This is a genomic window from Inquilinus sp. NPDC058860 (assembly GCF_042743185.1).
Classification (GTDB): Bacteria; Pseudomonadota; Alphaproteobacteria; order DSM-16000; family Inquilinaceae; genus Inquilinus.
In genome coordinates this window covers 60,637-87,294 of sequence record NZ_JBHYMS010000018.1, presented here as the reverse complement: position 1 = coordinate 87,294, position 26,658 = coordinate 60,637, and the positions used below count along the sequence as shown (strand labels likewise).

At 70.8% G+C, this 26,658-nt stretch carries 22 protein-coding genes; 9 read left to right on the top strand and 13 right to left on the bottom strand.

Annotated elements, in window-relative coordinates; genetic code table 11:
- Nucleotides 1-3 precede the first annotated feature (3 nt).
- The 3 genes from ACFW16_RS15000 to ACFW16_RS14990 form a co-directional block, all read right to left on the bottom strand.
- Nucleotides 4-879: a serine hydrolase gene (locus ACFW16_RS15000; protein ID WP_380306254.1), complete on the bottom strand. Its 876-nt coding sequence runs from the start codon at nt 877-879 to the stop codon at nt 4-6.
- The gene (locus ACFW16_RS14995) at nt 879-1,622 is read right to left on the bottom strand and encodes a gamma-glutamyl-gamma-aminobutyrate hydrolase family protein (RefSeq protein ID WP_380306252.1); all 744 of its coding nucleotides are present in this window, start codon (nt 1,620-1,622) and stop codon (nt 879-881) included. Before ACFW16_RS14995 ends, ACFW16_RS15000 begins: the two co-directional genes overlap by 1 nt.
- A gap of 94 nt (nt 1,623-1,716) precedes the next feature.
- Nucleotides 1,717-2,625 (bottom strand): LysR family transcriptional regulator, encoded by a 909-nt coding sequence (locus ACFW16_RS14990; RefSeq protein ID WP_380306250.1) that lies wholly within the window; start codon nt 2,623-2,625, stop codon nt 1,717-1,719.
- 79 nt (nt 2,626-2,704) lie between these two features.
- On the opposite strand from ACFW16_RS14990, the gene arfB reads away from it, so the two are divergent.
- Both arfB and cynS read left to right on the top strand, forming a co-directional pair.
- Nucleotides 2,705-3,121: an alternative ribosome rescue aminoacyl-tRNA hydrolase ArfB gene (gene arfB, locus ACFW16_RS14985; protein WP_380306248.1), complete on the top strand. Its 417-nt coding sequence runs from the start codon at nt 2,705-2,707 to the stop codon at nt 3,119-3,121.
- Nucleotides 3,122-3,190: 69 nt separating this feature from the next.
- The gene (gene cynS, locus ACFW16_RS14980; RefSeq protein ID WP_380306246.1) at nt 3,191-3,676 is read left to right on the top strand and encodes a cyanase; all 486 of its coding nucleotides are present in this window, start codon (nt 3,191-3,193) and stop codon (nt 3,674-3,676) included.
- A gap of 3 nt (nt 3,677-3,679) precedes the next feature.
- Here cynS and ACFW16_RS14975 read toward each other — a convergent pair whose 3' ends face one another.
- Together ACFW16_RS14975 and ACFW16_RS14970 are read right to left on the bottom strand one after the other, a co-directional pair.
- Nucleotides 3,680-5,236 carry an ABC transporter substrate-binding protein gene (locus ACFW16_RS14975; RefSeq protein ID WP_380306244.1) on the bottom strand — a complete coding sequence of 519 codons (1,557 nt, stop codon included), beginning with the start codon at nt 5,234-5,236 and terminating at the stop codon, nt 3,680-3,682.
- 29 nt (nt 5,237-5,265) lie between these two features.
- Nucleotides 5,266-6,114, bottom strand: a complete 849-nt coding sequence (locus ACFW16_RS14970) for an alpha/beta hydrolase (RefSeq protein ID WP_380306242.1) — start codon at nt 6,112-6,114, stop codon at nt 5,266-5,268.
- 66 nt (nt 6,115-6,180) lie between these two features.
- Between ACFW16_RS14970 and ACFW16_RS14965 the strand changes: the two genes are divergently transcribed.
- Nucleotides 6,181-7,530, top strand: a complete 1,350-nt coding sequence (locus ACFW16_RS14965; RefSeq protein WP_380306240.1) for a helix-turn-helix transcriptional regulator — start codon at nt 6,181-6,183, stop codon at nt 7,528-7,530.
- Here the strand turns inward: ACFW16_RS14965 and ACFW16_RS14960 are convergent.
- The 3 genes from ACFW16_RS14960 to ACFW16_RS14950 form a co-directional block, all read right to left on the bottom strand.
- On the bottom strand, nt 7,434-9,443 hold the full coding sequence (locus tag ACFW16_RS14960; protein ID WP_380306238.1) for a calcium-binding protein: 2,010 nt from the start codon (nt 9,441-9,443) through the stop codon (nt 7,434-7,436). The genes ACFW16_RS14965 and ACFW16_RS14960 overlap by 97 nt on opposite strands.
- A gap of 223 nt (nt 9,444-9,666) precedes the next feature.
- Nucleotides 9,667-10,455, bottom strand: a complete 789-nt coding sequence (locus ACFW16_RS14955; protein WP_380306237.1) for an ROK family protein — start codon at nt 10,453-10,455, stop codon at nt 9,667-9,669.
- 52 nt (nt 10,456-10,507) lie between these two features.
- On the bottom strand, nt 10,508-12,955 hold the full coding sequence (locus ACFW16_RS14950; protein WP_380306235.1) for a glucan 1,4-alpha-glucosidase: 2,448 nt from the start codon (nt 12,953-12,955) through the stop codon (nt 10,508-10,510).
- Here ACFW16_RS14950 and gnd point away from each other — a divergent pair.
- Genes gnd through ACFW16_RS14935 form a run of 3 tightly spaced genes read left to right on the top strand, consistent with a single transcriptional unit; the run spans nt 12,843 to nt 16,450 of the window.
- Nucleotides 12,843-14,078: a phosphogluconate dehydrogenase (NAD(+)-dependent, decarboxylating) gene (gene gnd / locus ACFW16_RS14945; protein WP_380306233.1), complete on the top strand. Its 1,236-nt coding sequence runs from the start codon at nt 12,843-12,845 to the stop codon at nt 14,076-14,078. The genes ACFW16_RS14950 and gnd overlap by 113 nt on opposite strands.
- A 3-nt stretch (nt 14,079-14,081) precedes the next feature.
- Nucleotides 14,082-15,617 (top strand): glucose-6-phosphate dehydrogenase, encoded by a 1,536-nt coding sequence (gene zwf, locus ACFW16_RS14940; protein ID WP_380306232.1) that lies wholly within the window; start codon nt 14,082-14,084, stop codon nt 15,615-15,617.
- Entirely contained in the window at nt 15,599-16,450 is an 852-nt protein-coding gene (locus ACFW16_RS14935) for an HAD family hydrolase (RefSeq protein WP_380306230.1), read from the top strand. Before zwf ends, ACFW16_RS14935 begins: the two co-directional genes overlap by 19 nt.
- A gap of 26 nt (nt 16,451-16,476) precedes the next feature.
- Here the strand turns inward: ACFW16_RS14935 and ACFW16_RS14930 are convergent, their stop codons facing one another.
- The 3 genes from ACFW16_RS14930 to ACFW16_RS14920 all read right to left on the bottom strand — a co-directional run bounded on the left by ACFW16_RS14930 (nt 16,477) and on the right by ACFW16_RS14920 (nt 21,826).
- Nucleotides 16,477-17,865 (bottom strand): M20 family metallopeptidase, encoded by a 1,389-nt coding sequence (locus ACFW16_RS14930; RefSeq protein ID WP_380306228.1) that lies wholly within the window; start codon nt 17,863-17,865, stop codon nt 16,477-16,479.
- A gap of 89 nt (nt 17,866-17,954) precedes the next feature.
- Nucleotides 17,955-19,265 (bottom strand): O-acetylhomoserine aminocarboxypropyltransferase/cysteine synthase family protein, encoded by a 1,311-nt coding sequence (locus tag ACFW16_RS14925; protein ID WP_380306226.1) that lies wholly within the window; start codon nt 19,263-19,265, stop codon nt 17,955-17,957.
- A gap of 233 nt (nt 19,266-19,498) precedes the next feature.
- Nucleotides 19,499-21,826: a molybdopterin guanine dinucleotide-containing S/N-oxide reductase gene (locus ACFW16_RS14920; protein WP_380306224.1), complete on the bottom strand. Its 2,328-nt coding sequence runs from the start codon at nt 21,824-21,826 to the stop codon at nt 19,499-19,501.
- A gap of 132 nt (nt 21,827-21,958) precedes the next feature.
- Between ACFW16_RS14920 and ACFW16_RS14915 the strand changes: the two genes are divergently transcribed.
- Nucleotides 21,959-22,840, top strand: a complete 882-nt coding sequence (locus ACFW16_RS14915; RefSeq protein ID WP_380306222.1) for a YihY/virulence factor BrkB family protein — start codon at nt 21,959-21,961, stop codon at nt 22,838-22,840.
- A 190-nt stretch (nt 22,841-23,030) separates the two neighbouring features.
- Nucleotides 23,031-23,585: a hypothetical protein gene (locus ACFW16_RS14910; protein WP_380306220.1), complete on the top strand. Its 555-nt coding sequence runs from the start codon at nt 23,031-23,033 to the stop codon at nt 23,583-23,585.
- Between the two features lie 75 nt (nt 23,586-23,660).
- Here ACFW16_RS14910 and ACFW16_RS14905 read toward each other — a convergent pair whose 3' ends face one another.
- Nucleotides 23,661-24,602, bottom strand: a complete 942-nt coding sequence (locus ACFW16_RS14905; protein ID WP_380306218.1) for a metFprotein — start codon at nt 24,600-24,602, stop codon at nt 23,661-23,663.
- A gap of 231 nt (nt 24,603-24,833) precedes the next feature.
- Here ACFW16_RS14905 and ACFW16_RS14900 point away from each other — a divergent pair, with 231 nt between their 5' ends.
- A complete protein-coding gene (locus tag ACFW16_RS14900) occupies nt 24,834-25,820 on the top strand; it encodes a Bug family tripartite tricarboxylate transporter substrate binding protein (RefSeq protein ID WP_380306216.1) in 987 nt (328 codons plus the stop codon).
- A gap of 3 nt (nt 25,821-25,823) precedes the next feature.
- Here ACFW16_RS14900 and ACFW16_RS14895 read toward each other — a convergent pair whose 3' ends face one another.
- Nucleotides 25,824-26,462, bottom strand: a complete 639-nt coding sequence (locus tag ACFW16_RS14895) for a LysE family translocator (RefSeq protein ID WP_380306214.1) — start codon at nt 26,460-26,462, stop codon at nt 25,824-25,826.
- Nucleotides 26,463-26,658 lie beyond the last annotated feature (196 nt).

The window sequence follows — 26,658 nt, the reverse complement described above, 5'->3', positions numbered from 1 at the left end:
CCCCTACGCCTCGAGCAGCGTGTGCAGCCGGGCGCCGACCGCCGGCAGGAATCGCCGATTCTGGGCCATGTGCGGGCCGACGGTGTAGACCGCGACGACGAGGCTGCGGCCGGACGGCGCCTCCCAATAGGCCATGTCGTGCCGGGTCTCGCCGGTCCAGCCGGCCTTCGACCACAGCCGGACGTCGCGCGGCAGGGTTTCGCCGAGGAAGCCGCGGACCTGGTCCTCGTAGCCCGGCGGCAACTGGTCCGGGTCGCGCTCATGCTCGCGGTCGAGCAGGTCCATCATCCGGCCGCAGGCCGCGGGCGAGACCAGCTGTCCGGCGACGATGCCGTGCAGCAGCGCCGCCGCCGCGCGCGGCGCGATCAGGTTGCCGCCATGGATGCGCGCCGCCTTCTCGCGCCCATAGGGTGAATCCTCGTAGGTGCTGTGCCACAGCCGCAGCCGGTCGAACTCGGGCCAGGCCCAGCCTTCGAACCAGCGCTGGATCGCCTGGCGCCTGTCCCACCACGCCGCCATCTCCGCCTCCGGCAGCGGCCCGCCCGGCGTGGTGCCGGTCATGCGGCCGAACAGGTAGGTGGTGGCGTCGTTGCTGGACTGGCGGATCATCGCCGACAGGGCGCGCAGATCCTCCTCGTCCGGCTGCAATTGCCCCGTCTCGACCCAGTGCTGGAAGGCGACCAGGTAGAAGCTCTTGCAGGTGCTGGCCGGATAGACCGAGATGTCGTCGCGATGGCCGAAGACCGGCCCGGCGGAATAGCGGTCGGTCGCGCCGTCGCGCAGCCGGCCGGGATAGAGCCGGACCGTCAGGCCGAAATCCTCGGGACCGACCTCGCCCTTGAACTCGTCCAGCAGGTCCCGGATCAGCGCGGCGTCCATCAGCCGGCGCAGGCGGCGACGAAGGCGGCGAGCACGGCACGGTCGGCCTCGCTGCGCAGATATTCCGGGTGCCACTGCACGCCGAGACAGAAGCGCTGGCCCGGATGCTCCACCGCCTCGACCACACCGTCGGGGGCGACGCCGGAGACGATGAGCGTGGGCCCGGCCGCCTTCACCGCCTGGTGGTGCGAGCTGTTGACGCCGAAGCGCGCCGCCCCGGTGATGCGGGACAGCAGCGTGCCGGGCGTGATCTCGACCTCATGCGCCGCCTTCCAGCCGGCCGGGTCGTGGATCTTGCGCTCCGGGCTGTGGTCGAGCGCGTTGTCGATCTCGGCCGGGATGTGCTGCACCAGCGTGCCGCCGAGCACCACCGCCAGCAGCTGCTCGCCGCCGCAGATGCCGAGCACCGGCTTGTTGCGTGCCACCGCGCCCTGCACCAGCGCCCATTCGAACTGGGTGCGCACCGGCTTGGTCTTCACCGTCTCGTGCACCGAGCTTGCGCCCCAGAGCGCGGGGTCGACGTCGAAGCCGCCGCCGGTGACGACGACGCCGTCGCACAGGTCGAGATAGCGGTCGACCGCATCGACCAGATGCGGCAGCGCCAGCGGCACGGCGCCGACTTCGGCCAGCGACTCGCAGTAGTTCTGCCGCAGCGCGTACCAGGGCGAGGAGGAGTAGCCGCCCGGCTCCTCGGCATCCAGGGTCACTCCGATGACGGGCCCATGTTTCGAGGAGGGGGGCATGATCGTCCTGTGCGGAAGCGGAACGGGTCCTTCGTGATGCCCGGCGCCCCGGCGGCTGTCAAATTCCGGCCGGTTATGGCCTCCGCATCGGGCGTTATCGCCTGGCGCTGCGGGTGCGCTGCGTCGGCTTGCCGGTGAGGTGGTCGAGAAACAGGTGCGCCGCCTGCGACAGCGGGTAGTTCTCGTGGTGCAGCGCCGTGATCGGCAGGGTGATCTCCGGCACGATGGCGCGGGCGGTGACGTCCGGCACGGCCCAGGCCTGGGCCGTGTGCTCGTCGACGATGGCCGATCCGGCGCCGTAGCGCACCAGCGGCAGGGCCAGGTAGTAGGTCTGGATCAGGTTCTTCGGGGCGTAGCGGATGCCGGCGCGGTCGAAGGCGTCGGACAGGGTGGCGCCGATCGAGGTGTCGGGGTCGACGCCGATCAGCGTCTCGACGTCGATCCGGTCGAGCGTGATCGCCGCCGCCTCGCCCGGCCCGAGCGGCGCGGTCGACAGATGCACCAGCCGCGAGGTGCCGATCGCGATCTTGCGCATGCCGGGCGGCAGCGCCGGCTCGTAGGCGATGGCGAGGTCGAGGCTGTTGGTCGCGATCAGCTCCAGGATCTCGCGGGTGTGGTGGGTGCGCAGGTCGAAGCTGACGCCCGGGTGGCGGCGGTGGAACGACGCCATCTGCTCGGTCATGAAGCCGAAGCCGAGGCTGGGCAGGCAGGCGATGCGGACATGGCCCTCGCGCCCGCGCCGGAGGTTGGCGGCGATGCTGGAGATCCGCTCCAGCCCGGCGAAGGTGCGGTCGATCTCGACCTCGAGCAGCTTGGCCTCGCGGGTCGGCACCAGCTTGCCCTTGACCCGCTCGAACAGGCGCAGCCCCAGCTGGTCCTCGGCATGGCGCAAGAGCTTGCTGACCGCCGGCTGCGAGACGTTCAAGAGCTCGGCCGCGCCGGTGATCGACCCGGCCTTCTGCACCGCCTGCAGCGCCTCGATATGCCTCAGCCTGATGGTCATCGCGTCTCCTCCGCCCGGACCGGGATGGCACAGCGGCGGGGGCATGACAAGCGCGCCCGGCCGTGCGAGGGTCCCGGCCATGATCCGCATCACCGCCCGCATCGCGCTGGACGAGCGCGACTTCGAGGAGAGCTTCATCCTCGCTTCCGGCCCGGGCGGGCAGAACGTCAACAAGGTCGCGACCGCGGTGCAGCTGCGCTACCCGATCGATCGCGCCGGGCTGCCGGAGGACATGCGGGCGCGGCTGGAGACCCTGGCCGGGCAGCGCCTGACCAAGGACGGCGTGCTGGTGATCACCGCCCGCGAGCACCGCAGCCAGGAGCGCAACCGGGCCGAGGCGCTGGCCCGGCTGGTCGACCTGTTCCAGCGCGCCGCGGTGGCGCCGAAGAAGCGCCGTCCGACCCGGGCGACGCTGGGCAGCAAGATCCGGCGGCTCGATTCCAAGAGCAAACGGTCGTCGGTGAAGCGGCTGCGCGGCAGCACCGGCGACGACTGATCGCCGCTGGCATGGCAGTTGCGTGGGACTCCGATCGGTTCGCGACCACCGACCGGAAAGGATGCCGCCATGAAGCGCGAGGAGCTGACCGAGAAGATCCTGGACATCAAGCGCGAGAAGGGCTGGACCTGGCGCGAGATCGCCGAGACCATCGGCGGCCATTCGCCGGTGCTGGTCACCGCCGCCCTGCTCGGCCAGATGAAGCTGACCAAGCCGCAGGCAGCGGAAGCCGCGATCCTGTTCGGCCTGTCCCCGGCGGAGCAGCGGATGCTGAACGAGCCGCCCTATCGCGGGTCGTTCCAGGCGCCGCCGACCGACCCGCTGATCTACCGCTTCTACGAGCTGGTGATGGTCTACGGCACCACCTGGAAGGAGCTGATCCAGGAGGAGTTCGGCGACGGCATCATGTCGGCGATCGACTTCGATCTGCAGATCGAGCGCCAGCCCGACCCGGCCGGCGACCGGGTGAAGATGACGATGTCCGGCAAGTTCCTGCCCTACCGCTACTACGGCGCCACCGGCAACGCGCCGAGGTTCGGCTATCGGGAGGAGTAGCCCCTACTCCGCCTTCCAGGCGCCCCAGAGCCGCGGCTTGTCGGCCGCCCAGGGTTTGTAGCCCTTCAGCTTCGGCCCGACCGCGTCGACCGCCGGATCGTAGTAGAGGCCGATGATCGGCAGCTGCTGCGCCATCAGCGCGTGCAGCTGCATCAGCGCCTGCTTGCGCTGCGCGGGATCCTCGGTGCGGATCGATCGGGCCAGGAGCTCCGCCGCCTTCGGGTCGTCCCACTGGTTGCCCGGATCCTCCGCCTTGCTGCCGATCAGGATGCCGTAGAGCAGCGACGGGTCGAGCCGGGCCGAGAAGGCGAAGGACTGCAGCTGGAACTTGCCGGCGATGTAGTTGTCGAGCTGCGTCGCCCAGTCCAGCACCTCCAGCCGCGCGTCGATCCCGGCCGCGGCCAGCATCGCCTGGACCATCACGGCATTGTCGTACATGCCGTCATAGCGCTTGTTGGTCTGGATGGTGATCGGCTGGCCCTTGTAGCCGGCCTCCTGCAGCAGCGCCTGCGCCTTGGCCGGGTCATAGGCCGGCCAGTCGAGGAAGCTTTCGTCGAAGAAGGTGCTGCTGCGGGCCACGGCCGAGGGGTTGGCCTCGGCCAGGCCGTAGGACCGCGCCTGGGCGATCTGCTTCAGGTCGAGCGCATGGGCGATGGCCCGGCGGATGCGCAGGTCGGACAGCAGCGGATCGGCGGTCTGGACCAGGATCACCGACCAGCCGAGGCCCTGGGCGGTCTCGACCGTCCCGCCATTGGCCTTGACCTGGTCGATCTGCCCCGGCGCCAGGCTGGGCAGCAGGTCGACCCCGCCGGTGGCCAGCGCCGCCTCCGCCGTTGCCGGGTCGGGCACGATCTGGAAGCGGATGGTGTCGGCATGGGCGATGCGGGCGCCGGCATAGCCGCTGCCGGGCTCGGGCAGCGGCCTGTAGTCGGCGAAGCGCTGCAGCACCACCGCCTCGCCGCGCTTCCAGGACGCCAGCTTATACGGGCCGGTGCCGACCGGCGCGTTCCAGCTGCCGTCCGGGTTGAGGCTGTCGGGGCTGACCGTGCCGGTGGCGAAGCACTGGACGTTGGCGAGCTGCGCCAGGAACAGGGCGTTCGGCTCGGCCAGGCGGAAGCGGATGGTCTGCGGGTCCGGCGTCTCCACCGCCTCGACCTTGAGCCCGGCGCTGCCGTCGAAGACCGGCCGGCAGGTCCAGCTGTCGGTCGCCCAGCGCCGGTCCCAGCTCCATTTCACCTCGGCCGAGGTGACCGGCTTGCCGTTGTGGAACAGCGCCCCCTTGCGGATCCTGAAGTCGTAGGTGCGGCCGTCATCCGTGACCGTCCAGGACTCCGCCAGGGCCGGGCCGACCGTGAGGTCCTCGCGGTATCCGACCAGGGATTCGACCACATGCTGCATCACCGTGTCGGTGTTGCCGTCGCGGTTGATGCCGGGGTCGCTGCTGCGGATATCCGCATTCAGCGCCACGGTGATGGTGCCGCCGTCGCGCGGCGTGTCCTGGGCCGAAGCACCGGCAGCCAGGACCAGGGCGAGCGCGAGCCCGCCGAACATCGCCTTCATCACTGCCCCCTGTTTGTCGTTGTTGACTGTCAGACCGCTTTTCGCCGCGCCAGCACCTCCCCGAAGAAGCTCTTCACCGCACCGAGCAGCTTGCGGTCGTCATGGGCGATGCCGGGGATGGTGTCCTGCTGCACGGCGACGCCCTGCGCCTCGAGGCTGCGGCGCAGCGACCGCATCCGGTCCTGGCGGTTGCGGCCGGCGATGTCGGCGCCCGGCATCCACCAGGCGTCGCCCGGCTTGACCGTGATCTCCCAGGTCTCGGTGTCGTCGCCGCCGATCACCATGTGCACCGGCACCCGGCGGATGGCGTCGAGGTCGAGCGGCTTGCCGAACACCGCCTCGAAGTCGCGCACCCCGACCCACCAGTCATGCTCGAAATCGAGCAGGGTGACGACACCAGGCGCGCCGATCGAGGCGCCCAGCAGCCGTTCCGGATGCAGGTACAGGAAGCGGTGGGTGAAGTGGCCGCCGCCGGAGAAACCGTACATCAGCACCCGGTCGCCCTCGACCCGGTACCGGGCCCGGGTCTCGGCGATCATCGCCAGCAGCACCGCGTCGTAATGCAGGTCGCCGGCGCGCAGCAGCTTGTAGCTGGACAGGTCGCCCGGTTCGGTGATGCCGACCGGGAACAAGGGCGCCAGCACGATCACCCCGTGCCGCTCGGCGAAATCGGCGAAGCCGTCGCGATAGGCCTGCATGCCGCGCTCGGTGCCGTGCACGATCACCGCCAGCGGCCAGCGGTCGTGGCCGTCCTCGTCGTAATCCTCCGGCACATAGGCGCAGTAGCTGAAGCGCTGGTCGAGACCGCAGGCATAGACCGTGGTCGCCCCGAAATCGCTGGATGTCAGCACCCGTCCGTGCCCGTGCGGCCGCGCCATGACGCCTCCCCTGCCCCGCTGCTCCGGAGAGTGAGCCATGTTTTTAGGCGCATGAAAAGCACCACTATGGCGATCCATCCGAAGTTCCGGCTCTTTCATGATCTGGAAACGCAAAACTCGAACGCGCTCCGCGCGGACGCGCGCGGCCCCTCCCCTTGCCTCTCCCGAAGCGCCTCCCGGCGCAGGCCGTATTGCTGCGCCAAACACGGCAATGTATTATTGAAAATCCAAACTCTCTGTGACGAGGGCTTCATGAAATTTCAAAGCATGGAGCAATACTCGGAGCTGATTGGATCCATTTATGATTGCACGATCGACCCGACACTCTGGCCGGATACGATTGCGACCATTTGCGGCGTGACCGACTGCATGGCGGGCGCGATCAGGGTCAGCGACCTCGAAAACTCGCGGCTGCATCTCGTGCAGACATGGAACTACGATCCCGCCACCCTCAGCGACATGTCCGGCCACGCGGCCGGGATCGCGGCGTTCTGGGCCGCGGTTCCCAACCTCCGCTCGCGCCCGCTGGACGAGCCGGCATCGGTTCGGCGCGAGCTGCCGCACGACGTGGTCGAGAACTCCCGCTACAACATCGAATGGGCTCGCCCGCGAGGCATCATCGATGTCCTGGCTTTGCTGCTTCTGCGGGAGCCGACCCGGCTCGGCGATTTCACGCTGTCGCGGCACAAGAGCTCCGGCCCGGTCACCGACGACAATCTCGGCACCATGCGGCTCCTGGCTCCGCACATCCGCCGCGCCGTCACCATCGGCGACCTGATGGACATGAAGACTCTCGAGGCGCAGGTGCTGCGGGCCACGCTCGACACCGTCACCACCGGCGTCGTGGTGGTCGGCGCCAAGGCCCGGATCCTTCACGCCAACGATGCCGCGCGCCGCATGATCGAGGCCCGGTCCCCGGTCGTCTCACTGCGCGGCTGTCTCGCCGCCCTGCATCCCGAGGCCAACAGGGAGCTGGCAAGGGCGATCGCGCTGGCCCGGTCGGACGAGGCCGGCATCGGCGCCGCGGGCATCGGCGTGCCGCTTCTCCGTGACGGCATGGCGGCCGCCACGGCCCATGTCCTGCCACTGGCCCGCGGCGACCTGCGGACCCGGCTGGTTCCGCAGGCCGTGGCAGCGGTCTTCATCGTGGCCGCCGGAACCCCGCTGCCCGCCGATCTCGACACCGTGGCGCGCCTGTTCGGGCTGACCGCCGCGGAGGCCAGGCTGCTGCGCCGGCTCACCGCGGGCGAGACCATCGCCGAGGCGTCCGCCGCCCTGGGCGTCAGCCAGGCCACGATGCGGACCCACTGCCAGCATCTCTACGCCAAGATCGGAGTCTCGCGACGCTCGGAGCTCGTCACCCTGGTGAACCGGCTGACCCCATCGGCCCATCGACCACCGCCGCAGGGCGGCTGATCACGGCGGAGCCGACCGTGGTTTCGCGATGCGAACCCAACCGACGCGGCTGCGCCGGGACAGTCCTCAGCAGACGGCCCGGGCGCGTCCTGCGTCCTGTCGCCATCGACGTCGAGATAGACGCCCTGGCGGCCGTCGCCGAAAGCCACGATCCGCAGCTCGCCTGCCGCGCCGGTGAAGCCGCCGGCGCCGAAGGTGAAGGCGGTGTCGCCATTGGCGTCGTTGCCGTCGGCGTCGATCGCGGACAGGTCGATCCGGTCGCCGGTCGAGACATCCGTGATCGTGTCCTTGCCGGACGCGGCCACGGTGCTTTCGTTGACGTTGCTGTAGACGAAACGGTCGTTGCCGGCCCCGCCCCAGAGGGTGTTGGCGCCGGCGTCGCCGGCGAGATTGTCGGCGAAGGCGGATCCGATGACCTGCTCGACCCCGGTCAGCGTGTCGCCGCCGGCGTCGCCGAACGTGCCGGCGCCAGCCTGGAGGCTGACGGTCACCGCCTCGGCAGAACCGGCATAGGACGCCGTGTCGATACCGGCGCCGCCGATGATGGTGTCGGCGTCGGCCCCGGCCTCGATGATGTCGTTGCCGTCGCCGCCGTCGATCTCGTCATGGCCTGCGCCGCCGACGATCATGTCGTCGCCGGCCTCGCCGAAGACCCGGTCGTCGTCGCTGCCGGCGTCGACCGAGTCGTTGCCGATGCCGCCGCGGGCGGTGTCGATGCCGGCGCCGCCGACGAGCCGGTCGTTGCCGTCGCCGCCATCGAGGCCGTCGTCGCCCGCCTCGCCCGAGAGGCTGTCGTCGCCGCCGTTCCCCGCCAGCGTGTCGTCGCCGAGCTCGCCGCCGATGATGTTGCGGATGTCGTTGCCCGTCAGCTGATCGTCGTGGCTTGATCCGTACAGGTTCTCGATGTTGCTGAGCTGGTCCCCCTGGGCGTCGCCCCCGGATCCGCTGCCGGCAAGGAGGTCGACCGTCACCGCGGCGCCGGACTGTTGGAAGTTGGCGAAATCCGAGCCGTCGCCGCCGTCCAGGATGTCGGCTCCGGCACGGCCGCGCAGCATGTCGTCGCCGGCACCGCCGATCAGCGTGTCCACCCCGGAGCCGCCCAACACATCGTCGTCACCGCCACCGCCTTCCAGCCGTTGGCCCGCGGCAACGCCGAAGAAATCCAGAATGTCGTTGCCCGCCGATCCGATGAAAGCATCGATGCCGGCGACGGTGGCATTCGAGAGGTCGACCGTTCCCGCTGCGGCCAGGACGATCTGGTCCGTCGCGGCCGAGCCGCTGATGGTGAGGAACGCGCCGATCTGGGCCGCCGTCAACGTGGCGGTCTGTCCATTGAGGACCAGTCCTTCCACGCTGGTGAAGATCGCGCCGACAAGGTTGACCGTGCCGCCGGCGCCTTCGAATTCGAGCCGATCGGTCCCCGCACCGCCATCCATCGATTCCGCCCGGCCATCGATCTCGCTCACCGTCCGGATCAGGAAGGCGTCGTTGTCGTTGCCCCCGGCGAGCGTGTCGGTCAGGCCGCCGCCATAGATCCGATCGTCGCCGTCGCCGCCCGAGACCGTGTCGGCACTCCCCGTTCCGCTGACGAATTCGAAATCGCCGTAGAGCGTATCGGCCCCGGCGTCGCCGAACACCTGATCGGCAGCCGCTCCGCCGACCACCGTATCGTTGCCGGCATCGCCCTGAACGATGTCGCTCTGTTCCTGCCCGGACAGGGAGTCGTTGCCGTCGCCGCCGTTGATCGTGTCGGTGCCGACGCTGGCGAACACGATATCGTCGCCTCCGAGGCCATTGACCGTATCCGGCTCGTCACCGGTTCCTTCGATTTCGGTGTAGCCGGGCGGCGTCGGCGTGCTGTCGTCGGCGCGGTGAATGAAATCGTTGCCGTTCGTGCCGTTGATATCGGCCATTGCGCCCCCCATTTACTGATTTGTTGGACATTTTCAAAAAATACGCCGTATCGGCAACAGGTAATAACCTGCAAGAAATCTGATTGTTCCTGATCAGATCGAAAGAGAATGGGCGGAGGTGCGGCCGGCCTTGGCCAACATGGTCGCGGCGGCGCGACAGATGCGAGCCGCGGCGGCGTAGGTGGACGGCGTCGGGGCTGCTGCCCCGGCGCCGACCGGCCGGTCAGGCCTTCGCGCGGCGGGTCGCCGGGCGCTTGGCGGGGGCGCTCTTCGAGGCCGGGCGTCTGACCGCCGGTTTGCGCCTGGCCGCCGGTTCGCGCCACAGCCCGGCGCCACCTTCGATCCCGGCGTCGTTCGAGGCGATGGTGACACCCTTAGGCAGCTCGAAATCGATGCGCTTGGCGTTGCCGCCGCTGATGTGAATCCGGTCCGGATGCAGCAGGATCTCCAGCACCTCCAGCATCCGCTTCACGCGCTTGTTCCAGCGCTTCTTGCCGATCTTCTCGTAGGCGGCGTTGCCGAGGTATTCGTCATAGGTCTTGCCGCCCCTGGACAGCGGGTGGTGCGCCAGCTCCAGATGCGGGGTCGGCACGCCGTCGCGGAACAGCCCCGTGCCGACGCCGGTGCCGAGCGTGACCACCAGCTCCAGCCCGCGGCCCTCGACCAGGGCCAGCCCCTGCATCTCGGCGTCGTTGACCATCCGCACAGGGGCGCCGCCCAGCCGCTTCGACAGGGCGGAGGCCAAGGCGAAGCCGGCCCAGTCCCCGGTGCCGAGATTGGGGGCGGTGATCACCCGCCCATCGCGGACCACGCCGGGAAAGCCGACGGCGATGCGGTCGAATTCGGGCAGCGGCTTGACCAGCGCCGCGATGGTGTCGAGGAACAGCTTCGGCGGGCAGGGATGCGGCGTCGGCACACGCTGCCGGTCCGACCGCATCTGGCCGCGGTCGTCAATCACGGCGGCCTTCAGCCCCGTGCCCCCCACATCGATCGCCAGGATGCCAGGCTTCACGCGCGTTCCTCCTTGGTGGTCCTGTCAGCATGTTGGGCTATGTCAGGCGGCGTCAACCTCCGGTGGCCGCGTGGCCGGCCGCAATGCCGGTCTCGCCGTCGACCAGCACCAGGAAATCCGCACCCTCCCACCTTCCGGCGTCGCGCCACTGGAAGGTGAAGCGGATGCGCGTGCCGGGCGGCGCCTCTGCGGTCGGCAGGTCGAGGACATGCAGGCCGAAGGGGGTCTCGGCCGTGGCGTCGTCGCGGATCGTGCCCCAATCGTCCAGGGTCCAGTGCACCGTCGCCGCCGCCGGCAGCTCCAGGCGCAGGACCTTGCCGGCCGGCAAGGCCCGCCGCTTCTGATTGAAGCGCCAGCACCGGGCGGGAGAGACGACCTTGTCGACCTGGTAGCGCCGCACAGGCTGCGGCGGCAGGTCGAACACCCGGCCGTCGCGCAGCGAGCGCAGCAGCTTGATGTGCTCGGAATGGGCCCAGACCAGCGGCATGGCGCTGCCCGAGGGCCGGCCGCGGAACAGCTCGCGCTCCGGCACATCGTCGGCGTCCCACACCTGCTCCGGCAGCAGCCCGCCCTCCCCGGCCGAGCGTTCCAGCGTCGCCAGCAGCGCCTTGGCGACGTCCACGCGTCCGGCCGCCAGCTCGTAATGCGCCCGCTCGCCGGTCAAGAGCGGCCAGGCCCGGCCGATGCCGGTGCCGTCGAAGGGCGCGCCGTCGGCATGCTCGCCATAGCCGTCGTCGTTGTAGCGGTACCAGACCGGGCCCTGCGGCAGCTCCGCCTTCAGCACCGCGTCGATCGCCCGCACCGTGTCGACGATGCGCGGATCGTCCGGCGCGCGCAGGCCGAAGCGCACCAGGGCCAGGGCGTCGGGGCTGATCAGCAGCGCCGCCTTGCGCGCATCGTCGCCCGGCGGCCGGTTCTTCACCGGCACATAGCCGTCGAGCGGCGACGCGGCATCCGCCGCATCGGCCGGGGCGATGCGGACATAGTAGCCCTTGAGCCCGAGCTTGCCGCAGATCGCCGTGCCCTCGGCGAAGGTCCAGCGCTCGACCTCGTCGTTCCAGGTGTCGGCGGTCTGGCGCAGCCAGCGCGCCGCCTCCGCCTGGCCGGAGAGATCGAGGATGTCGGCCGCGGCCAGCAACGCCGCGATCTCCACCGCCAGGGTGAAGGGCGAGTAGCCGGCATCCTCCTCCCACCGGTCCTGGCCGGTGACCGGGCCGTTGCGCAGGATGAAGCCGGCGGCGCGCCGGACCATCGGCACGAAGCGGGCCAGCTCGTCCCCGGCCAGGCCGCCCTCGCGCCGCAGCATGTCGGCCAGCAGGATCGGGAAGGCGCATTCGTCCATCTGCACCCCGTTCCAATAGGGGGTGCCGTCGAGCCAGACATTCTGCGACCAGTGGCCGTCCGCCTCCTGGATCGCCTGCAGGTAGCCGAGGATCGCCTTGGCCTTGGCCACCGCCCCGGCGGCCAGGAAGCCGCCCGCGGTCTCGACCAGGTCGCGCGGCCACACCAGATGGTAGCCGCCGAGATCCTCGTCGCCCTTGTGGAAGCCCCAGGGAATCGACAGCGAGGCGATGGCGGCGCCGGGGAACTCGATGGTCTGATGGCTGGCCAGCACCGCGGTGCTGGTGCGGTAGGCGCCGGGTCCGGAGCCCGCGGTGCCGTCGAGCGGCAGCAGCCCGGCCTGCCAGCGCCGCCAGCCCTCGACATAGGCGTCCTGCGCCTCGGCGAAGCCGCCTTGCAGTCCGGCCAGGGCGTGGTGCGCCGCCTCCTCCGGCCGTTCGCCGAAGCCGAGCGCCAGCAGGAAGCGGCCGCCGGGGGCTTGCGCCAGATCGATCTCCCCGGCCAGGGCGATGTTGCCGGCCTCGGCCCGGCGCCAGGCCGGGTTCAGCGCGCCGGTCCGCGACAGCGTCTGCCAGCCGTCGGAGGCGCCGACATAGCCGACCGAGCGGGCGCGCCAGGGCACCGAGGCGGCCAGGGCCAGCGACACGCCGCCGGTGCCGCTGGCGAACAGCATCGGCGTGCCCTTGGTGTCATCGACCCAGCCGGCGTTGTCGGCGCCGGCATTGACCAGATGCGGCGCCAGCAGGGCGAACAGCCGGTGGTCCGCGGGTTCGCCTTCGTGCAGCGTGAAGACGACCTCCTGCAGCAGCACCGGGCCGCGCGGATGGGCCAGCACCGACTTCTCGATCCGCCAGCGCCCGTCCAGCGCGGTGTTGACCAGCCGGAAGGCCGGCACGCCGGCCTCGATCATCCGGGTCTCCGACCGCGCGTCGCGCTTCTCCTCCGCGAAGTACCCGCCGGGGCCGGTGACGATCAGCCCGAGGTCGCGGACGCAGGCGGTGTCGATTCGCGGGAAGTAGATCTCGTTCAGGATGCCGTGGCTGAGGGTGAACCAGACCCGGCTGGTGCCGGACAGGGCGGTGCCGACGCCCGACTTGGCGCTGGAGGTCCACCGCGCCGGCCCGCCGGGCGCGCCCGGCGGCCGATCGCCTCGATCCATCGCATCCCTCCCCGGCGCCCGATCGCCGCGGTCCCGGCTTTCGGACTCGAAACCGGCGCGGCGCGGGCGCACCATCGACGTCATCACGCGTCGGTACGCTACCATCAGCGCACCGGAAGGAAACGAGAGGATCGACGGAATGCAGCTCGGGGTGATCGGACTCGGCCGCATGGGCGGCAACATCGCCCGGCGACTGATGCGCGCCGGCCATGAATGCGTCGTCTACGACCGCAGCGCCGAGGCGATCAAGGCGCTGGCCGCCGACGGCGCCAAGCCGGCCGCCGACCTGAAGGCCCTGGTGGACGGGCTGGCGGCGCCGCGCGCGGTCTGGGTGATGCTGCCGGCCGGGGCGCCGACCGAGGACACGGTGACGGCGCTGGCCGGCCTCCTGAGCCCCGGCGACATCGTCATCGACGGCGGCAACAGCTTCTACAAGGACGACATCCGCCGCGCCGCGGCGCTGGAGCCGAAGGACCTGCACTATGTCGACGTCGGCACCTCCGGCGGCGTCTGGGGGCTGGAGCGCGGCTACTGCATGATGATCGGCGGCACCAAGGCCGCGGTCGACCACCTGGACCCGATCTTCGCGGCACTGGCGCCCGGCCTGGGCACGGTCGAGCGCACGCCGGGCCGCGAGGGCCGCGACCCGCGGGCCGAGAAGGGCTACATCCATGCCGGGCCGGCCGGCGCCGGGCACTTCGTCAAGATGGTGCACAACGGCATCGAATACGGGCTGATGCAGGCCTATGCCGAGGGCTTCGACATCCTGAAGAACAAGGATTCGGCCGAGCTGCCGGAGGCGGAGCGCTACGAGCTGGACCTCGCCGACATCGCCGAGGTGTGGCGCCGCGGCAGCGTCGTCTCCTCCTGGCTGCTCGACCTCAGCGCCATGGCGCTGGCCGAGAACGAGACCCTGTCGAACTACACCGGGTCGGTCGCCGATTCCGGCGAGGGCCGCTGGACCATCATGGCGGCGCTGGAGGAGGCGGTGCCGGCCGACGTGCTGTCGACCGCGCTCTACGTCCGCTTCCGCTCGCGCCAGGAGCACACCTTCGGCGAGAAGCTGCTGTCGGCGATGCGCAACAAGTTCGGCGGCCATGTCGAGCGGGCGGCGGGCGGCTGAGCCATGGCCGCGATGATCTCGCCCTCGCCCGCGGCGCCGGCCGGCACCCCGCCGGCCCCGCCCTGCACCTTCGTCATCTTCGGCGCCTCGGGCGACCTGACCGGCCGTCTGCTGACCCCCGCCCTCTATCACCTCGAGCGCGAGGGGCTGCTGGATTCGGGCTTCGAGATCCTCGGGGTCGACCGGGTCGAAAACAACGACGAGACCTTCCGCAAGACCCTGGGCGAAGCCCTGCACACGCTGGGGAGCGACGCCCGGAACGGCATCGACGAAGCCGCCTGGAACCGGCTGGCCGCCGGCGTCCGCTACCTGACCGGCGACTTCGGCGATGTCGGCACCTACCGGCGCCTGGCGGAGCATCTGGCACAGCGGGCCAAGGCCACCGGCACGTCCAACGCCGTGTTCTACCTGGCGGTGGCGCCGCGCTTCTTCGCCCCGATCGCCGCCGCATTGTCCTCCGCCGGCCTTCTGGACGAGAGCGACACCGCCTTCCGCCGGCTGGTGGTGGAGAAGCCGTTCGGCACCGACCTGGCCTCTGCCCGCGACCTCAACGCCAGGCTGCTGGCCGTCGCCACCGAGAAGCAGATCTACCGGATCGACCATTATCTCGGGAAGGAGACGGTCCAGAACATCATGGCCTTCCGGTTCGGCAACGGCATCTTCGAGCCGATCTGGGACCGCGACCACATCGAGTGCGTGCAGATCACCGCGGCCGAGACGGTGGGGGTGGAGCGGCGCGGCCGCTTCTATGACGCCACCGGGGCGCTGCGCGACATGGTGCCGAACCATCTGTTCCAGCTGCTGGCCATGACCGCGATGGAGGCGCCGAACTCCTTCGATGCCGATGCGGTGCGCACCGAAAAGGCCAAGGTGGTCGAGGCGCTGCGCGACCTGACGCCCGAGGAAGCGGCCCGGGTGGTGGTGCGCGGCCAGTACGATGCGGGGATGGTCCTGGGCAAGCCCCGCGCGGCCTATCGGCAGGAGCCGGACGTGGCGCCGGACAGCCGCACCGAGACCTATGTCGCGATGAAGCTGGCGATCGACAACTGGCGCTGGTCCGGCGTGCCCTTCTACCTGCGCACCGGCAAGTCGCTGGCGGTGCGGCGGACCGAGATCGCGATCCAGTTCAAGCGGGCGCCGGCGGTGCTGTTCCGCGACGCGGTGAACGCCCCGACGCCGAACCTGCTGGTGATCAGCATCCAGCCCGATGAGGGCATCTCGCTGCGCTTCGCCGCCAAGGTGCCGGGGCGGGAGATGCGGCTCGGCCAGGTCGAGATGGATTTCCGCTACGCCGAGCACTTCAAGGCGGAGCCGCAGACCGGATACGAGACGCTGATCTACGACTGCCTGACCGGCGACCCGACGTTGTTCCAGCGCGCCGACAACATCGAGTCCGGCTGGTTCGAGGTGCAGGCGATCCAGACGCTGTGGGCCGGGCTGACCGACCCGCCGGACCTCTACCCGGCCGGCAGCGACGGCCCGGCCTGCGCCGACGAACTGCTGGCACGGGACGGGTACGCATGGCTGCCGCTGACGTGATCGCCCCCGCCCCGGCCGGGCGCATCGCCCTGCTGATCTCCGATGTCGACGGCACGCTGGTCGACCCGGACAAGGCGCTGACCCCGGCCACCGTCGCGGCGGTGCGCCGGCTGGGCAAGGCGGGCATCGGCTTCTCGATCGTCTCCAGCCGGCCGCCGCGCGGCCTGGCTGGGCTGATCGGGCAACTCGGCCTGACCCTGCCGCTCGGCGGCTTCAATGGCGGTGCCGTGGTCCGGCCGGACCTGAGCGTGATGTCGGAGCTGACGGTGCCGGAGCCGGCGGCGCGGACCACGCTGGAAACGCTGCGCCGCTTCGGCGCCGATGCCTGGGTGTTCGCCGACAACCAGTGGCTGACGATGGACCCGGACGGGCCCTATGTGCCGCTGGAGCGGCACACGGTGGGGTTCGAGCCGACCATCGTCGGCGATTTCGGGCCCTATCTCGGGCGGGCGGGCAAGATCGTCGGCTCGTCCGAGGATTTCGAGATGCTGGCTCGCTGCGAGGCGGAGCTGCGCGGTCTGCTGGGCGGCAGCGCCATCGCCGCCCGGTCGCAGCGCTATTACCTCGACGTCAACCACCCCCAGGCCGACAAGGGCCACGCAGTCAGCCGCATCGCCGCGGCGGTGGGGGTGGATCCGGCGGAAGTGGCGGTGATCGGCGACGCCGCCAACGACGCGCCGATGTTCCGGGCCGCCGGCCTGTCGATCGCCATGGGCAACGCCATCGACGAGGTCAAGGCGCTGGCGCATTTCACCACCGCCGGCAACGATTCCGACGGCTTCGCTCAGGCCGTGGACCGGTTCCTGCTGCCGCGAGGGCCGAGGTCCGAGTAGGTTGGGTTCGCGGTCGCGAACCCAACCTACGGCCGGGGAGCGTCCGCCTCGCCGAGATCCCAGAACAATCCCGTCATCATCTGCAGCCCTTCGCGGGCGAGCGGGGCCAGCAGGTGCTCATCGGGCCCGTGCTGGCGGCAGCCGCCATAGGAGTGCGGCACCCAGACCGTGGCCAGGCCCAGCGTGCCGGCGAAGACCTCGTTCGGCAGCGACCCGCCGACATTGGGCAGCACCATCGGCGCCGCGCCGGTGGTGGCGGCGATCGATGCCGCGGCCCAGCGCGCCCAGGGGTCGTCGGGGTCGAGCCGCGTCGCCAGCATCGGCGTGCCGGATTCGCTGACCTCGATGCCGCCGAAGCCCTGTGCTTCGAGATAGGCCCGGACGGTGCCGGGCAGGTCCGAGACATCGGTGCCGACGACGAAGCGCAGCTGGCAATGCACCCGGGCAGAGGGCGGGATCGCGTTCTGCGGCGCGTCCGGCGTGCCGGCGGTGAAGGCCAGCACCTCCAGCGCGTTCCAGCCGAACACCCGCTCGGCCGGGCTCAGCCCCGGCTCTCCCCAGCCCTCGGCCAGCTTCGCGCCCTCGGCGTCGCGGGCGATGGCGACATCGGCCAGCGCGCGGCGTACCGAGTCCGGGACCGGCGGCGGCCTCAGCCCGGGCACGCGGATGGCGCCGCGGGCGTCGACCAGCGCCGCGACAGCGTTGGCCAGGATGGTGGCCGGGTTTGGCAAGAGGCCGCCCCAGTTGCCGGAATGGTGGCTGCCCTCGCGCAGGCTGAGGCGCAGGTCGAAATTGATCACGCCGCGAGTGCCGAGCGCGATCATCGGCCTGGCGACGTCGAGCCGCGGCCCGTCCGAGGCGATCAGCACGTCCGCCGCCAGCAGGTCGCGGTTGGCGGCGCAGATCTCGTCGAGGCCGGGCGAACCGATCTCCTCGCTGGTCTCGACCAGGAAGGCCATGTTGAAGCCCAGCCGGCCGCCGCGCGCCTGCAGCACCTGCTCGACCGCGGCGAGGTTGATCGAATGCTGGCCCTTGTTGTCGGCGGTGCCACGGCCGTACCAACGGTCGCCCTCGACCGTGATCCGCCAGGGGTCGAGCCCGGCCCGCCAGCGCTCCGGCGCGCCCAGCACCACGTCGCCATGGCCGTAGCACAGCACGCCGGGCAGGCCGTCGCCCTCCTGCCGCCGGGCGATCAGCGCCGGGGCGTCGGGCGCTGCCGGGTTGGGGACGAGATGCAGGGCGAAGCCGAGCCGGGCCAGGCTCGGGCCGATCTCGCGCTGGAGGTAGTCGAGCAGCGGCGCGCGGTCCGTCGCCTGGCTCTCGGTGCGGATGCCGATGCGGCGGTCGAGATCGGCCTTGAAGCCGCCCTCGTCGAAATAGCGCGCCGCCCCGGCGATCGCCGCGTCCCGTGTCATGCCCTGGCCTCCGATGGGGACCGGGCGGTCGAGGCCCGGCGCTCCAACGGTCGCAAATGGAAGCCGGATCGCCAAGCCCCTGCGGCGTTCTACGCCGCCTCGGCCAGCCGCGCCGCGGCCAGGCCGCGCTCCAGGTCCACCAGGATGTCGTCGATATGCTCGATGCCGACCGACAGGCGGACATAGCCCTCGGTCACGCCGCTGGCCCGCTGCTCCTCCGCGGTCAGCTGCGAATGGGTGGTCGAGGCCGGGTGAATCGCCAGGCTGCGGGCATCGCCGATATTGGCGACGTGGTACAGCAGCCTGAGCCCGTCGATGAAGCGCCGCCCGGCCGCGGCCCCGCCGGCCAGCTCGAAGCCGACCAGGCCGCCATAGCCGCCCTTGAGGTATTTCTTCGCGCGTTCCCGCGCGGCGCCGGTCTGCAGCGACGGGTGGATCACCCGCGTGACCTCCTTGCGCCGCGCCAGGAAGGCGGCGACCGCGCCGGCGTTGCGGGAGTGCCGCTCGATCCTGAGCGGCAGCGTCTCCAGCCCCTGCAGGATCTGGAAGGCGTTGAAGGGCGACAGCGAGGCGCCGAGGTCGCGCTGCAGCGTGGTCCGCGCCTTGACGATGTAAGCGACCGGGCCGAGCGGCTTCGTCGCCTCGACCCAGACCGCGCCGTGGTAGCTCGGGTCCGGCGTGTTCAGCGCCGGCTGCCGCTGCGGATGCGCCGCCCAGTCGAAATTGCCGCCATCGACGATCAGCCCGCCGATCGAGGTGCCGTGGCCGCCGATGTATTTGGTGGTCGAGTACACCACCACGGCGGCGCCGTGCTCGAGCGGCCGCAGCAGCACCGGCGCCGCGGTGTTGTCGACGATCAGCGGGATGCCGTGGTCGCGGCCGATGGCGGCGACCTCGGCGACCGGGAACACCGTCAGCTTCGGGTTCGGCAGGCTTTCGGCGTAGAAAGCGCGGGTGCGGTCGTCGACGGCGCGGCGGAAGTTCTCCGGGTCGGCCGGGTCGACGAAGCGCACCTCGATGCCCTGGTCCTTGAGGCGGTTGGCGAACAGGTTCCAGGTGCCACCATAGAGGTCGGTCGAGCTGACGATGTTGTCGCCGGCGCGGGCCAGGTTCTGCACCGAGAAGGCCGAGGCCGCCTGGCCGGAGGCGACGGCCAGCGCCGCGGCCCCGCCCTCCAGCGCCGCGATGCGCTGCTCCAGCACGTCGACGGTCGGGTTGCCGATGCGGCTGTAGATGTTGCCCAGCTCCTCCAGCGCAAACAGCTTCCGCGCGTGCTCGGTATCCTGGAACTGGAAGGAGGTGGACTGGTAGATCGGCACCGCCACGGCGCCGGTCGCCGGATCGGCCCGCCAGCCGGCATGGAGGGCCAGGGTTTCAGGGCGAAGCGCCGGTTCGGACATGGGTTTCTCCCGAGGAAGGCAGCGGCGTCGGGAAGAAGATTAACATGAAAGCCGTGAGGCTCAATTTGAAATTGCCATTCCTATTTGTTGTTTTAAGAAAAAACACACAAAATTAGTATGCGTAAACTGTCATGCCCGGGCTTGACCCGGGCATCCAGGGAATGTCGATGCCGTTCTGGGTGGCCCCTGGATTGCCGGGTCAAGCCCGGCAATGACAAATGGGGGAGAGGCCCCTACTCCGCCGCCTCGGCCCTGGGAGCCAGGATCACCGGCGGGTCGAAGGCGGTGACGCGGGGTGCCGGGCCTTCGAGCCTGGCGATCTCGACCAGGCAGGTGTGGGCGCTGGGCCCCTGCCCCAGCCGCGAGGTGCCCTGGTCGCGGGTCAGGACGTTCGGGTTGCCGTGCTTGCACAGCGCCCCGACCTGGCCCGGCACCTCCGGGTCGTACCAGGCGCCGGTGGCGAGCTGGATCACGCCTTGCATCACCCGGTCGGTGACCAAAGCCCCGGCCAGGCAGGCGCCGCGGTCGTTGAACAGCCGCACCACGTCGCCGTCCTGGATGCCGCGGGCGGCGGCGTCGGCCGGGTGGATCCAGACCGGCTCGCGGTCGGCCACCTTCTCGCTGCGGCTGGTCACGCCGGCGTCGAGCTGGCTGTGCAGCCGGGTCTTCGGCTGGTTCGAGATCAGGTGCAGCGGGAAGCGCCCGGTCTCCGGCGAGCCGAGCCATTCCGCCGGCTCGAACCAGGTCGGGTGGCCCGGGCAGTCGTCATAGCCGAAGCCGGCGATGCGGTCGGAGAAGATCTCGATCCGGCCGCTCGGCGTCGGCAGCTTGTTGGCCACCGGATCGGCGCGGAACGCCTCGAGCAGGATCTTCGGCTTCTTCGACAGCGGCAGCTCGACATGGCCGATCTCCCAGAACTCCTGGAAGCCCGGCAGCTCGATCCCGGATTCGGCGGCGGTGCGGCGGTCGTTCTCGTAGAAGTGCTGGACCCAGCCCATCTCGTCGCGGCCCTCGGTGAAGGCCTCGCGGGCGCCGGCCCGGTCCGACAGCTCGGTCAGGATATCGAAGTCGCTGCGCGACTGGCCGACCGGCGGGATCGCCTGCGGCATGGCCAGGATGTAGGGGTCGCGCGCGGCGCCGCCGATGTCGTTGCGCTCGAAGCTGGTGGTGGCCGGCAGCACGATGTCGGCGCGGCGGGCCACCGGGGTCCACCACGGCTCCTGCACGATCACCGTCTCCGGCTTCGCCCAGGCGCGCAGCAGGCGGTTCAGGTCCTGGTGGTGGTGGAACGGGTTGCCGCCGGCCCAGTAGACCAGCCGGGTGTCCGGATAGGTGATCCTGTGGCCGTTGTAGTCGTCGGTCTCGCCCGGCCGCAGCAGCAGGTCGGAGATGCGGGCGACCGGGATATAGCGGCCGGTCGGGTTCGGGCCTGGGACGATGCGGGCGCGGCTGCGGCCGTCGCTGGCCGAGCCGACATTGGCCTCGGCGCCGTAGCCGTAGCCGATGCCGCCGCCGGGCAGGCCGATCTGGCCCAGCATCGCCGCCAGCACCGTGCCCATCCAGTAGGGCTGCTCGCCGTGGTCGGAGCGCTGCAGCGACCAGCTGAGGCTGATCATGGTGCGCTGCGAGGCCATGCGCCGGGCCAGGCCGCGGATGGTGTCGGCCGGGAGGCCGGAGATCGCGGCCGCCCAGTCGGCGTCCTTGGCGGTGCCGTCGGACCGGCCCATGAGGTAGGGCAGGAAGCGGTCGAAGCCGGTGGTGCAGCGGTCGACGAAGCCGCGGTCGTACAGCCCCTCGGCCACCAGCGTGTGCGCCAGGCCCAGCATGATCGCGGTGTCGGTGTTCGGCCGCGGCGCCAGCCATTCGGCCCCCGCCTCCTCCGCCATGTCGTCGCGCACCGGGCCGATATAGACGAACTGCACCCCGGCCTCGCGGCTGCGGCGGTTCCAGTCGCGCTGCGTGTGCTTTCCGGTGCCGCCCGAGGCGATCTGGCTGTTGCGCGGCGGCATGCCGCCGAAGGCCACGACCAGCCGGCCGTCGCCGGCGATGCTGCGCCAGTCGGTGGTCTCGACCAGCACCCGGTTGAAGTCACCGATGATGTGCGGCATCAGCGGCAGGGCGGCGCCGAAGCTGTAGTTGTTGACCGAGGCGGTATAGCCGCCGGTGAAGCCGAGCATGCGGCGCAGCAGGGTCGGCGCGTTGTGGAGCCGGCCGGCGCTGCCCCAGCCGTAGCTGCCGCCATAGATGGATTCGGCGCCATGCCCGGTCCGCACCCGCTGCAGTTCGCCCGCCACCAGCTCCAGCGCCGTCTCCCAGGATACCGGCACGAAGGCGTCGGCGCCGCGGCGGCTGCCGTCGCTCCTGTGCCGCTTCGCCAGCCAGCCGGCCCGGACCATCGGCTGCGGGATGCGCAAGGCCCCGTGCACCATGCCGGGCAGCGAGTTGATGATCGGCGACGGGTCGATGTCGCTGGCATAGGGCTGGATGCCGACCATCTTGTCGCCTTCGACGACCGCCATGACGGCGCCGTAGTGGCTGGAGGACGGGCTCAGACGGGGCACGGCAGGTCTCCTGGTCGATCGCGGGCACGGCGGCCCCCAGATGGTCGCAGCCGAAATGCCGGCGTCAACCGGATTTCCGTCATGGCCGCCAACACTTATGGTCGATGGGACGGGTGGAGGCGCCGAATCGCCATGGCGGCGGAGACCAGGACGACGGAGCGGCGGTGGAAGCGCAGGGTGCGGCGCGGGGGCGTCGTGCTGTGGCGGGTCTGGGGCGAGATCGGCGAGGACCGGGTGTTCGCGCTGGCCGCCGGCGTCGCCTACTACACCCTGCTGGCGCTGTTCCCGGCAATCGGCGTGTTCGTGTCGCTGTACGGGCTGGTGGCCGACGTCTCGACCGTGCAGCGGAACATCGAGGACCTCGCCCTCATCCTGCCGGCCGGCAGCCTGGAGCTGATCGCCGGGCAGCTGCAGCGCATCGCCAGCCAGCCGCCGAAGAGCCTGGGCCTCGCCTTCTTCGCCGGCCTCGCGATCTCGGTGTGGAGCGCCAATGCCGGGGTCAAGGCGATGTTCGACGCGCTGAACGTGGCCTATGACGAGGAGGAGCGGCGCGGTTTCGTCCGCCTCAACACGGTGTCCCTGCTGTTCACGCTCTGCGCCATCGTCTTCGCCGCGCTGGCCCTGGCGGTGGTGGTGGCGGTGCCGATCGTGCTGAACCTCGTCGGCCTCGGCTCGGTCGCCGGCACGCTGATCTGGCTGCTGCGCTGGCCGGCGCTGTACCTGGCGACGATCGCCGCGCTGACCCTGGTCTACCGCTACGGCCCCGGCGGCCGGCGCGAGCACTGGCTGAACTGGGGCGGCGTGATCGCCGCAACCGTCTGGCTCGGCGGCTCGATGCTGTTCTCCTGGTACGTCGCCCGCTTCGCCAATTACGGCGCCACCTACGGCTCGCTCGGCGCCGTCATCGGCTTCCTGACCTGGATCTGGCTGTCGACGGTGATCTTCCTGATCGGCGCCGAGCTGAACTCCGAGATCGAGCGCGAGCGGGACCGCAAGGGCCGGCGCGGCCCCTGATCCCCATTCGCCGTAAACCCAAGGCCCTAAACCCAAGGAATGACTCGCCAATCGCGACCGGCTGTGACTTGATTCTATGGTGCGAAGACCATTTGATTGGAACGTCTGGAGTCGTGGCGCCCCTGAACGACGGGAGCAATGCGCCGGGGCGTACGCAGGTCGGCAGTAGGGAGAGCGAAGAGAGATGGCGATGAAGCAGCGGGCCCCACAGCGTCTGAAGCAGTTGCTCAAGAGTTGCGGCGCGCGCGTCGATGCCAGGGTGCGGGAACAGCTTGCGGCCCTTCCCGCCGCCTGGTCCCGGCCGGTCAGCGGCATGTTCGCGCGGGTCGAGCGCATCCTGACCGACGAGGAACGCCAGACCTTCCGCTGGACCGAGGTGCGCGACCGCGACGGGCGCCTCGCCGCCTCCTGGTCCGGGGCCCGGGATTCGGGCGTGCTGATCGACCAGATCGTCGAGGAGGCGGCGACCGACCTGTCCGACACCGGCCCCGCCGGCTGGAAGAATTCGGCGGCCGAGCTGGCCACCAGCATCCGCGGCATGGCGGCGAAGGCGTCGTCGCCGGCCGCCGCGGCCAAGGCCGCCGCCGCCGCGCTGCCGGTCCTGATCGCCGAGGCGCAGGCCTATTTCCGCAACCCGGACGCCGAGGCCGGCGCCATCACCCAGCAGATCCGCGAGGCGCTGCAACGCCTGGACCACGAGGCGCGCCGGTCGCTGCGCGCCAAGCTGATCCCGGACGCCTCCTGAGGCGTCCGGCACCGCCAGGAAACGCGACGGGCGCCCCAGGGGCGCCCGTTTCCGTTCCGGGATCGGGACCCGCGATCAGTCCAGCGACTCGTCCATGGCGAAGCCGCCGCGGCCGTCGAGGGTGAAGCGGCCTTCCTGCATCGCCTTGACCCAGCGGGCCGAGCGCTCCAGCCCGCCGAAGGCGAACAGGTGCAGCTGGGCGATGCCGCAGTCCGGGTCCTTGGCGCGGACATCCGCCAGCTCGGTCAGCAGCTTGTCGGGCATGGACACGGAGGCCAGCTTGGCGATGTTCATCGCCTGCCGGGTCAGGAACCGCATCGACGGGCCGACGCCGCACATCGCGGCATAGTGGATCAGGCTCTTCAGCTTGGCCGGGCCGGCCAGGCCGAGATGGATCGGCAGTTCGTTGCCGGCGCGGCGCAGCTCGCGGTCCCAGGCGATGATCGCCTCGGCGTCGAAGCAGAACTGGGTGGCGATGTACAGCTCGGTGCCGGTCGCCTTGGCATAGGCGTTCTTCTCGGCCACCGCGCGGGCGATTTCCTCCGCCGGGATGTCCTTGCTGCCCTCGGGATGGCCGGCGACGCCGATGGACTTGATGCCGTGCCGCTGCAGGAGGCCGGTCTCCAGCACCTGCATGGTGCAGTCGAACGGGCCGGCGGGCGTCGACACGCCGCCGCCGATCACCAGCACCCGGTCGACCCCGGCCTCGCCGGCGAGGCGGCGGAGGTAGTCGTCGAGCTGGGCCCGGCTCTCCAGGCTGCGGGCGGCGATGTGCGGCACCGGCACCAGGCCCTCGCCGCGCAGCCGCGCCGCGGTCTGCACGATCTCGCCGAGATCGGCGCCCGGCAGCATGGTGATGTAGACCGGGGTGCCGGCCGGCAGATGCGCGCCGTAGCTGGCGGTCTTGGCAGCGATGCCGGGCGCGGTCTCGATCGACAGGCCGCGGAACAGGTCGACCACCGCGGTCTTCGGCGTCGGCAGCGAGACGACCTTGGCCGACCGATTGAACCCCAGCATCCACCGTCCTCCGTGAGCACGGCGCCATCACCGGCGCTTGGCTGACAAGATGGTGATGCCGGCGCCTCCGCGCTGCATCGCCGACGACCGGAACTGTCCGGAAGGCGACACCGCGGCGCGATTGCGACACCCTGCGGCGGCGGCGTCCCGCGCGTGCCAGCGGCAGCGGGCTTTGGCATAGTAGGACTGGAAGCGGGCCCGCGCGAGGCCGCCGTCACCGAAGGGGGAACCATGTCCAAGTCAGCGCTGTGCGCCTGCCTGGCCGTCCTGCTGCCCGCCGCCCTGCTGCCGTTCGGCCGGGCCTCCGCCCAGGATCCGGCGGCCTGGCCGGCCAAGCCGGTCACCATCATCGTGCCCTTCGCCCCGGGCGGGAACACTGACCTGTTCGGCCGCCTCCTGGCCGACGAGATGAGCAGGACCTTCGGCCAGCCCTTCGTGGTCGAGAACAAGCCGGGCGCCGGCGGCGGCATCGGCACCGAGCAGCTGGCCAAGGCCGAGCCGGACGGCTATACGCTGGGCATGGGCACGGTCGGCACCCACGCCATCAACCCCTGGGTGTTCAAGGACCTGGGCTACGACGCCGAGGCCGATTTCGCCCCGATCTCCCTGGCCGCGACCCTGCCGAACCTGCTGGTGGTCAACCCGTCCTTCCCGGCCAAGTCGGTGCCGGAGCTGATCGCGCTGCTGAAGGCCGAGCCGGACGGGCACAGCTACGCTTCCTCCGGCTTCGGCACCTCGATCCACCTCGCCGCCGCGGCGTTCGAGATCCATGTCGGCTCGCACATGACGCATGTGCCCTACAAGGGCAGCGCCCAGGCGCTGGGCGACGTCGTCGCCGGCCATGTCGACATGATCTTCGACAACATCCCGACGGCGATGGAGCAGGCTCGCGCCGGCACCGTGCGCCCGCTGGCGGTGACCGGGCTGGAGCGCACGCCGACCCTGCCCGACGTACCGGCGATGGCCGAATATATCCCCGGCTTCGACATCACCTCCTGGCAGGGCCTGCTGGCGCCGGCCGGCACGCCGCCCGCCATCGTCGAGAAGCTCAGCGCCGAGGTGCAGCGGATCATGCGCCTGCCCGAGATCCGGGCGCGGATCGAGCCCCTGGGCGCCAAGCCGATCGGCAGCACCGCCGCGGAGTTCACGGCCTACATCAAGACCGAGAAGGCGAAGTACAAGCCGATCGTCGAGGCCTCCGGCGCCACCGCGCAGTAACCGTCAGCGCTGCTCGGCGGCGATGCGCAGCCCGAGCCCGACCAGCAGGGCGCCGGTGACGCCCTCGATGGCGCGACGGATGCGCGGCCGGCGCAGCACGTCGCCGGCCTTGGCCACGGCGACGGCATAGGCGGCGAGCCAGGTGAAGGTCATCAGGCTGAACACCAGGCCGAGGGCGAGGAAGGCGGTGAAGGCCGGCTGTCCCGCCGGCACGAATTGCGGCAGCAGGCTGGCGAAGAACACCGCCATCTTCGGGTTGCCGAGATCGCTGACCAGCCCCTGGCGGAACGCCGCGCCGCGGCCGAGGCGCCGGGCCGGCCGGGTGGCGGTGACACCCTCCCCGCCCTCTTCCGGCCGCCACGCCGATCGCAGCGCGTGCAGGCCGAGCCAGATCAGATAGGCGGCGCCGGCATATTTCACCGCCAGGAACAGCGGCTCGGACGCCACCAGCAGGGCGACGATGCCGAGGCTGGTGGCGAAGGCCCAGACCGCCTGGCCGACCGAGACGCCGAGGGCGGTGCAGATGCCGCCGGCGCGGCCGCCGAGCAGGGCGTTGCGCACGGTGACCGCGGTGTCGGGGCCCGGCGTGACGATGACCAGCGCCGACACCCCGAGAAACGCCAGGACCGAACTCGCCAGCATCGCCGTCCTCCCGTTCTGCGATCGGGCGACGGTAGCGGCGCGGCCTGCTGGGAGTCGAGGGGGACAGCGTCGGCGCCCGTCCTGAAACTCGTTCCGATGAGTCAGCTGGCGTGGTTTTCGAGAACCGGAGCGCAGCGGACATTGGTCCGTGAGCACCGGAAGCGGAGAAAACCGCGTCAGATGGCCGTCGGGGCGA

Bases quoted from the DNA above. Each gene is read 5' to 3' on its own strand.
- ACFW16_RS15000 (WP_380306254.1), bottom strand. From the start codon at position 879: ATGGACGCCGCGCTGATCCGGGACCTGCTGGACGAGTTCAAGGGCGAG.
- ACFW16_RS14995 (WP_380306252.1), bottom strand. From the start codon at position 1,622: ATGCCCCCCTCCTCGAAACATGGGCCCGTCATCGGAGTGACCCTGGAT.
- ACFW16_RS14990 (WP_380306250.1), bottom strand. From the start codon at position 2,625: ATGACCATCAGGCTGAGGCATATCGAGGCGCTGCAGGCGGTGCAGAAG.
- arfB (WP_380306248.1), top strand. From the start codon at position 2,705: ATGATCCGCATCACCGCCCGCATCGCGCTGGACGAGCGCGACTTCGAG.
- cynS (WP_380306246.1), top strand. From the start codon at position 3,191: ATGAAGCGCGAGGAGCTGACCGAGAAGATCCTGGACATCAAGCGCGAG.
- ACFW16_RS14975 (WP_380306244.1), bottom strand. From the start codon at position 5,236: ATGAAGGCGATGTTCGGCGGGCTCGCGCTCGCCCTGGTCCTGGCTGCC.
- ACFW16_RS14970 (WP_380306242.1), bottom strand. From the start codon at position 6,114: ATGGCGCGGCCGCACGGGCACGGACGGGTGCTGACATCCAGCGATTTC.
- ACFW16_RS14965 (WP_380306240.1), top strand. From the start codon at position 6,181: ATGGCGATCCATCCGAAGTTCCGGCTCTTTCATGATCTGGAAACGCAA.
- ACFW16_RS14960 (WP_380306238.1), bottom strand. From the start codon at position 9,443: ATGGCCGATATCAACGGCACGAACGGCAACGATTTCATTCACCGCGCC.
- ACFW16_RS14950 (WP_380306235.1), bottom strand. From the start codon at position 12,955: ATGGATCGAGGCGATCGGCCGCCGGGCGCGCCCGGCGGGCCGGCGCGG.
- zwf (WP_380306232.1), top strand. From the start codon at position 14,082: ATGGCCGCGATGATCTCGCCCTCGCCCGCGGCGCCGGCCGGCACCCCG.
- ACFW16_RS14935 (WP_380306230.1), top strand. From the start codon at position 15,599: ATGGCTGCCGCTGACGTGATCGCCCCCGCCCCGGCCGGGCGCATCGCC.
- ACFW16_RS14930 (WP_380306228.1), bottom strand. From the start codon at position 17,865: ATGACACGGGACGCGGCGATCGCCGGGGCGGCGCGCTATTTCGACGAG.
- ACFW16_RS14925 (WP_380306226.1), bottom strand. From the start codon at position 19,265: ATGTCCGAACCGGCGCTTCGCCCTGAAACCCTGGCCCTCCATGCCGGC.
- ACFW16_RS14915 (WP_380306222.1), top strand. From the start codon at position 21,959: ATGGCGGCGGAGACCAGGACGACGGAGCGGCGGTGGAAGCGCAGGGTG.
- ACFW16_RS14910 (WP_380306220.1), top strand. From the start codon at position 23,031: ATGAAGCAGCGGGCCCCACAGCGTCTGAAGCAGTTGCTCAAGAGTTGC.
- ACFW16_RS14905 (WP_380306218.1), bottom strand. From the start codon at position 24,602: ATGCTGGGGTTCAATCGGTCGGCCAAGGTCGTCTCGCTGCCGACGCCG.
- ACFW16_RS14900 (WP_380306216.1), top strand. From the start codon at position 24,834: ATGTCCAAGTCAGCGCTGTGCGCCTGCCTGGCCGTCCTGCTGCCCGCC.
- ACFW16_RS14895 (WP_380306214.1), bottom strand. From the start codon at position 26,462: ATGCTGGCGAGTTCGGTCCTGGCGTTTCTCGGGGTGTCGGCGCTGGTC.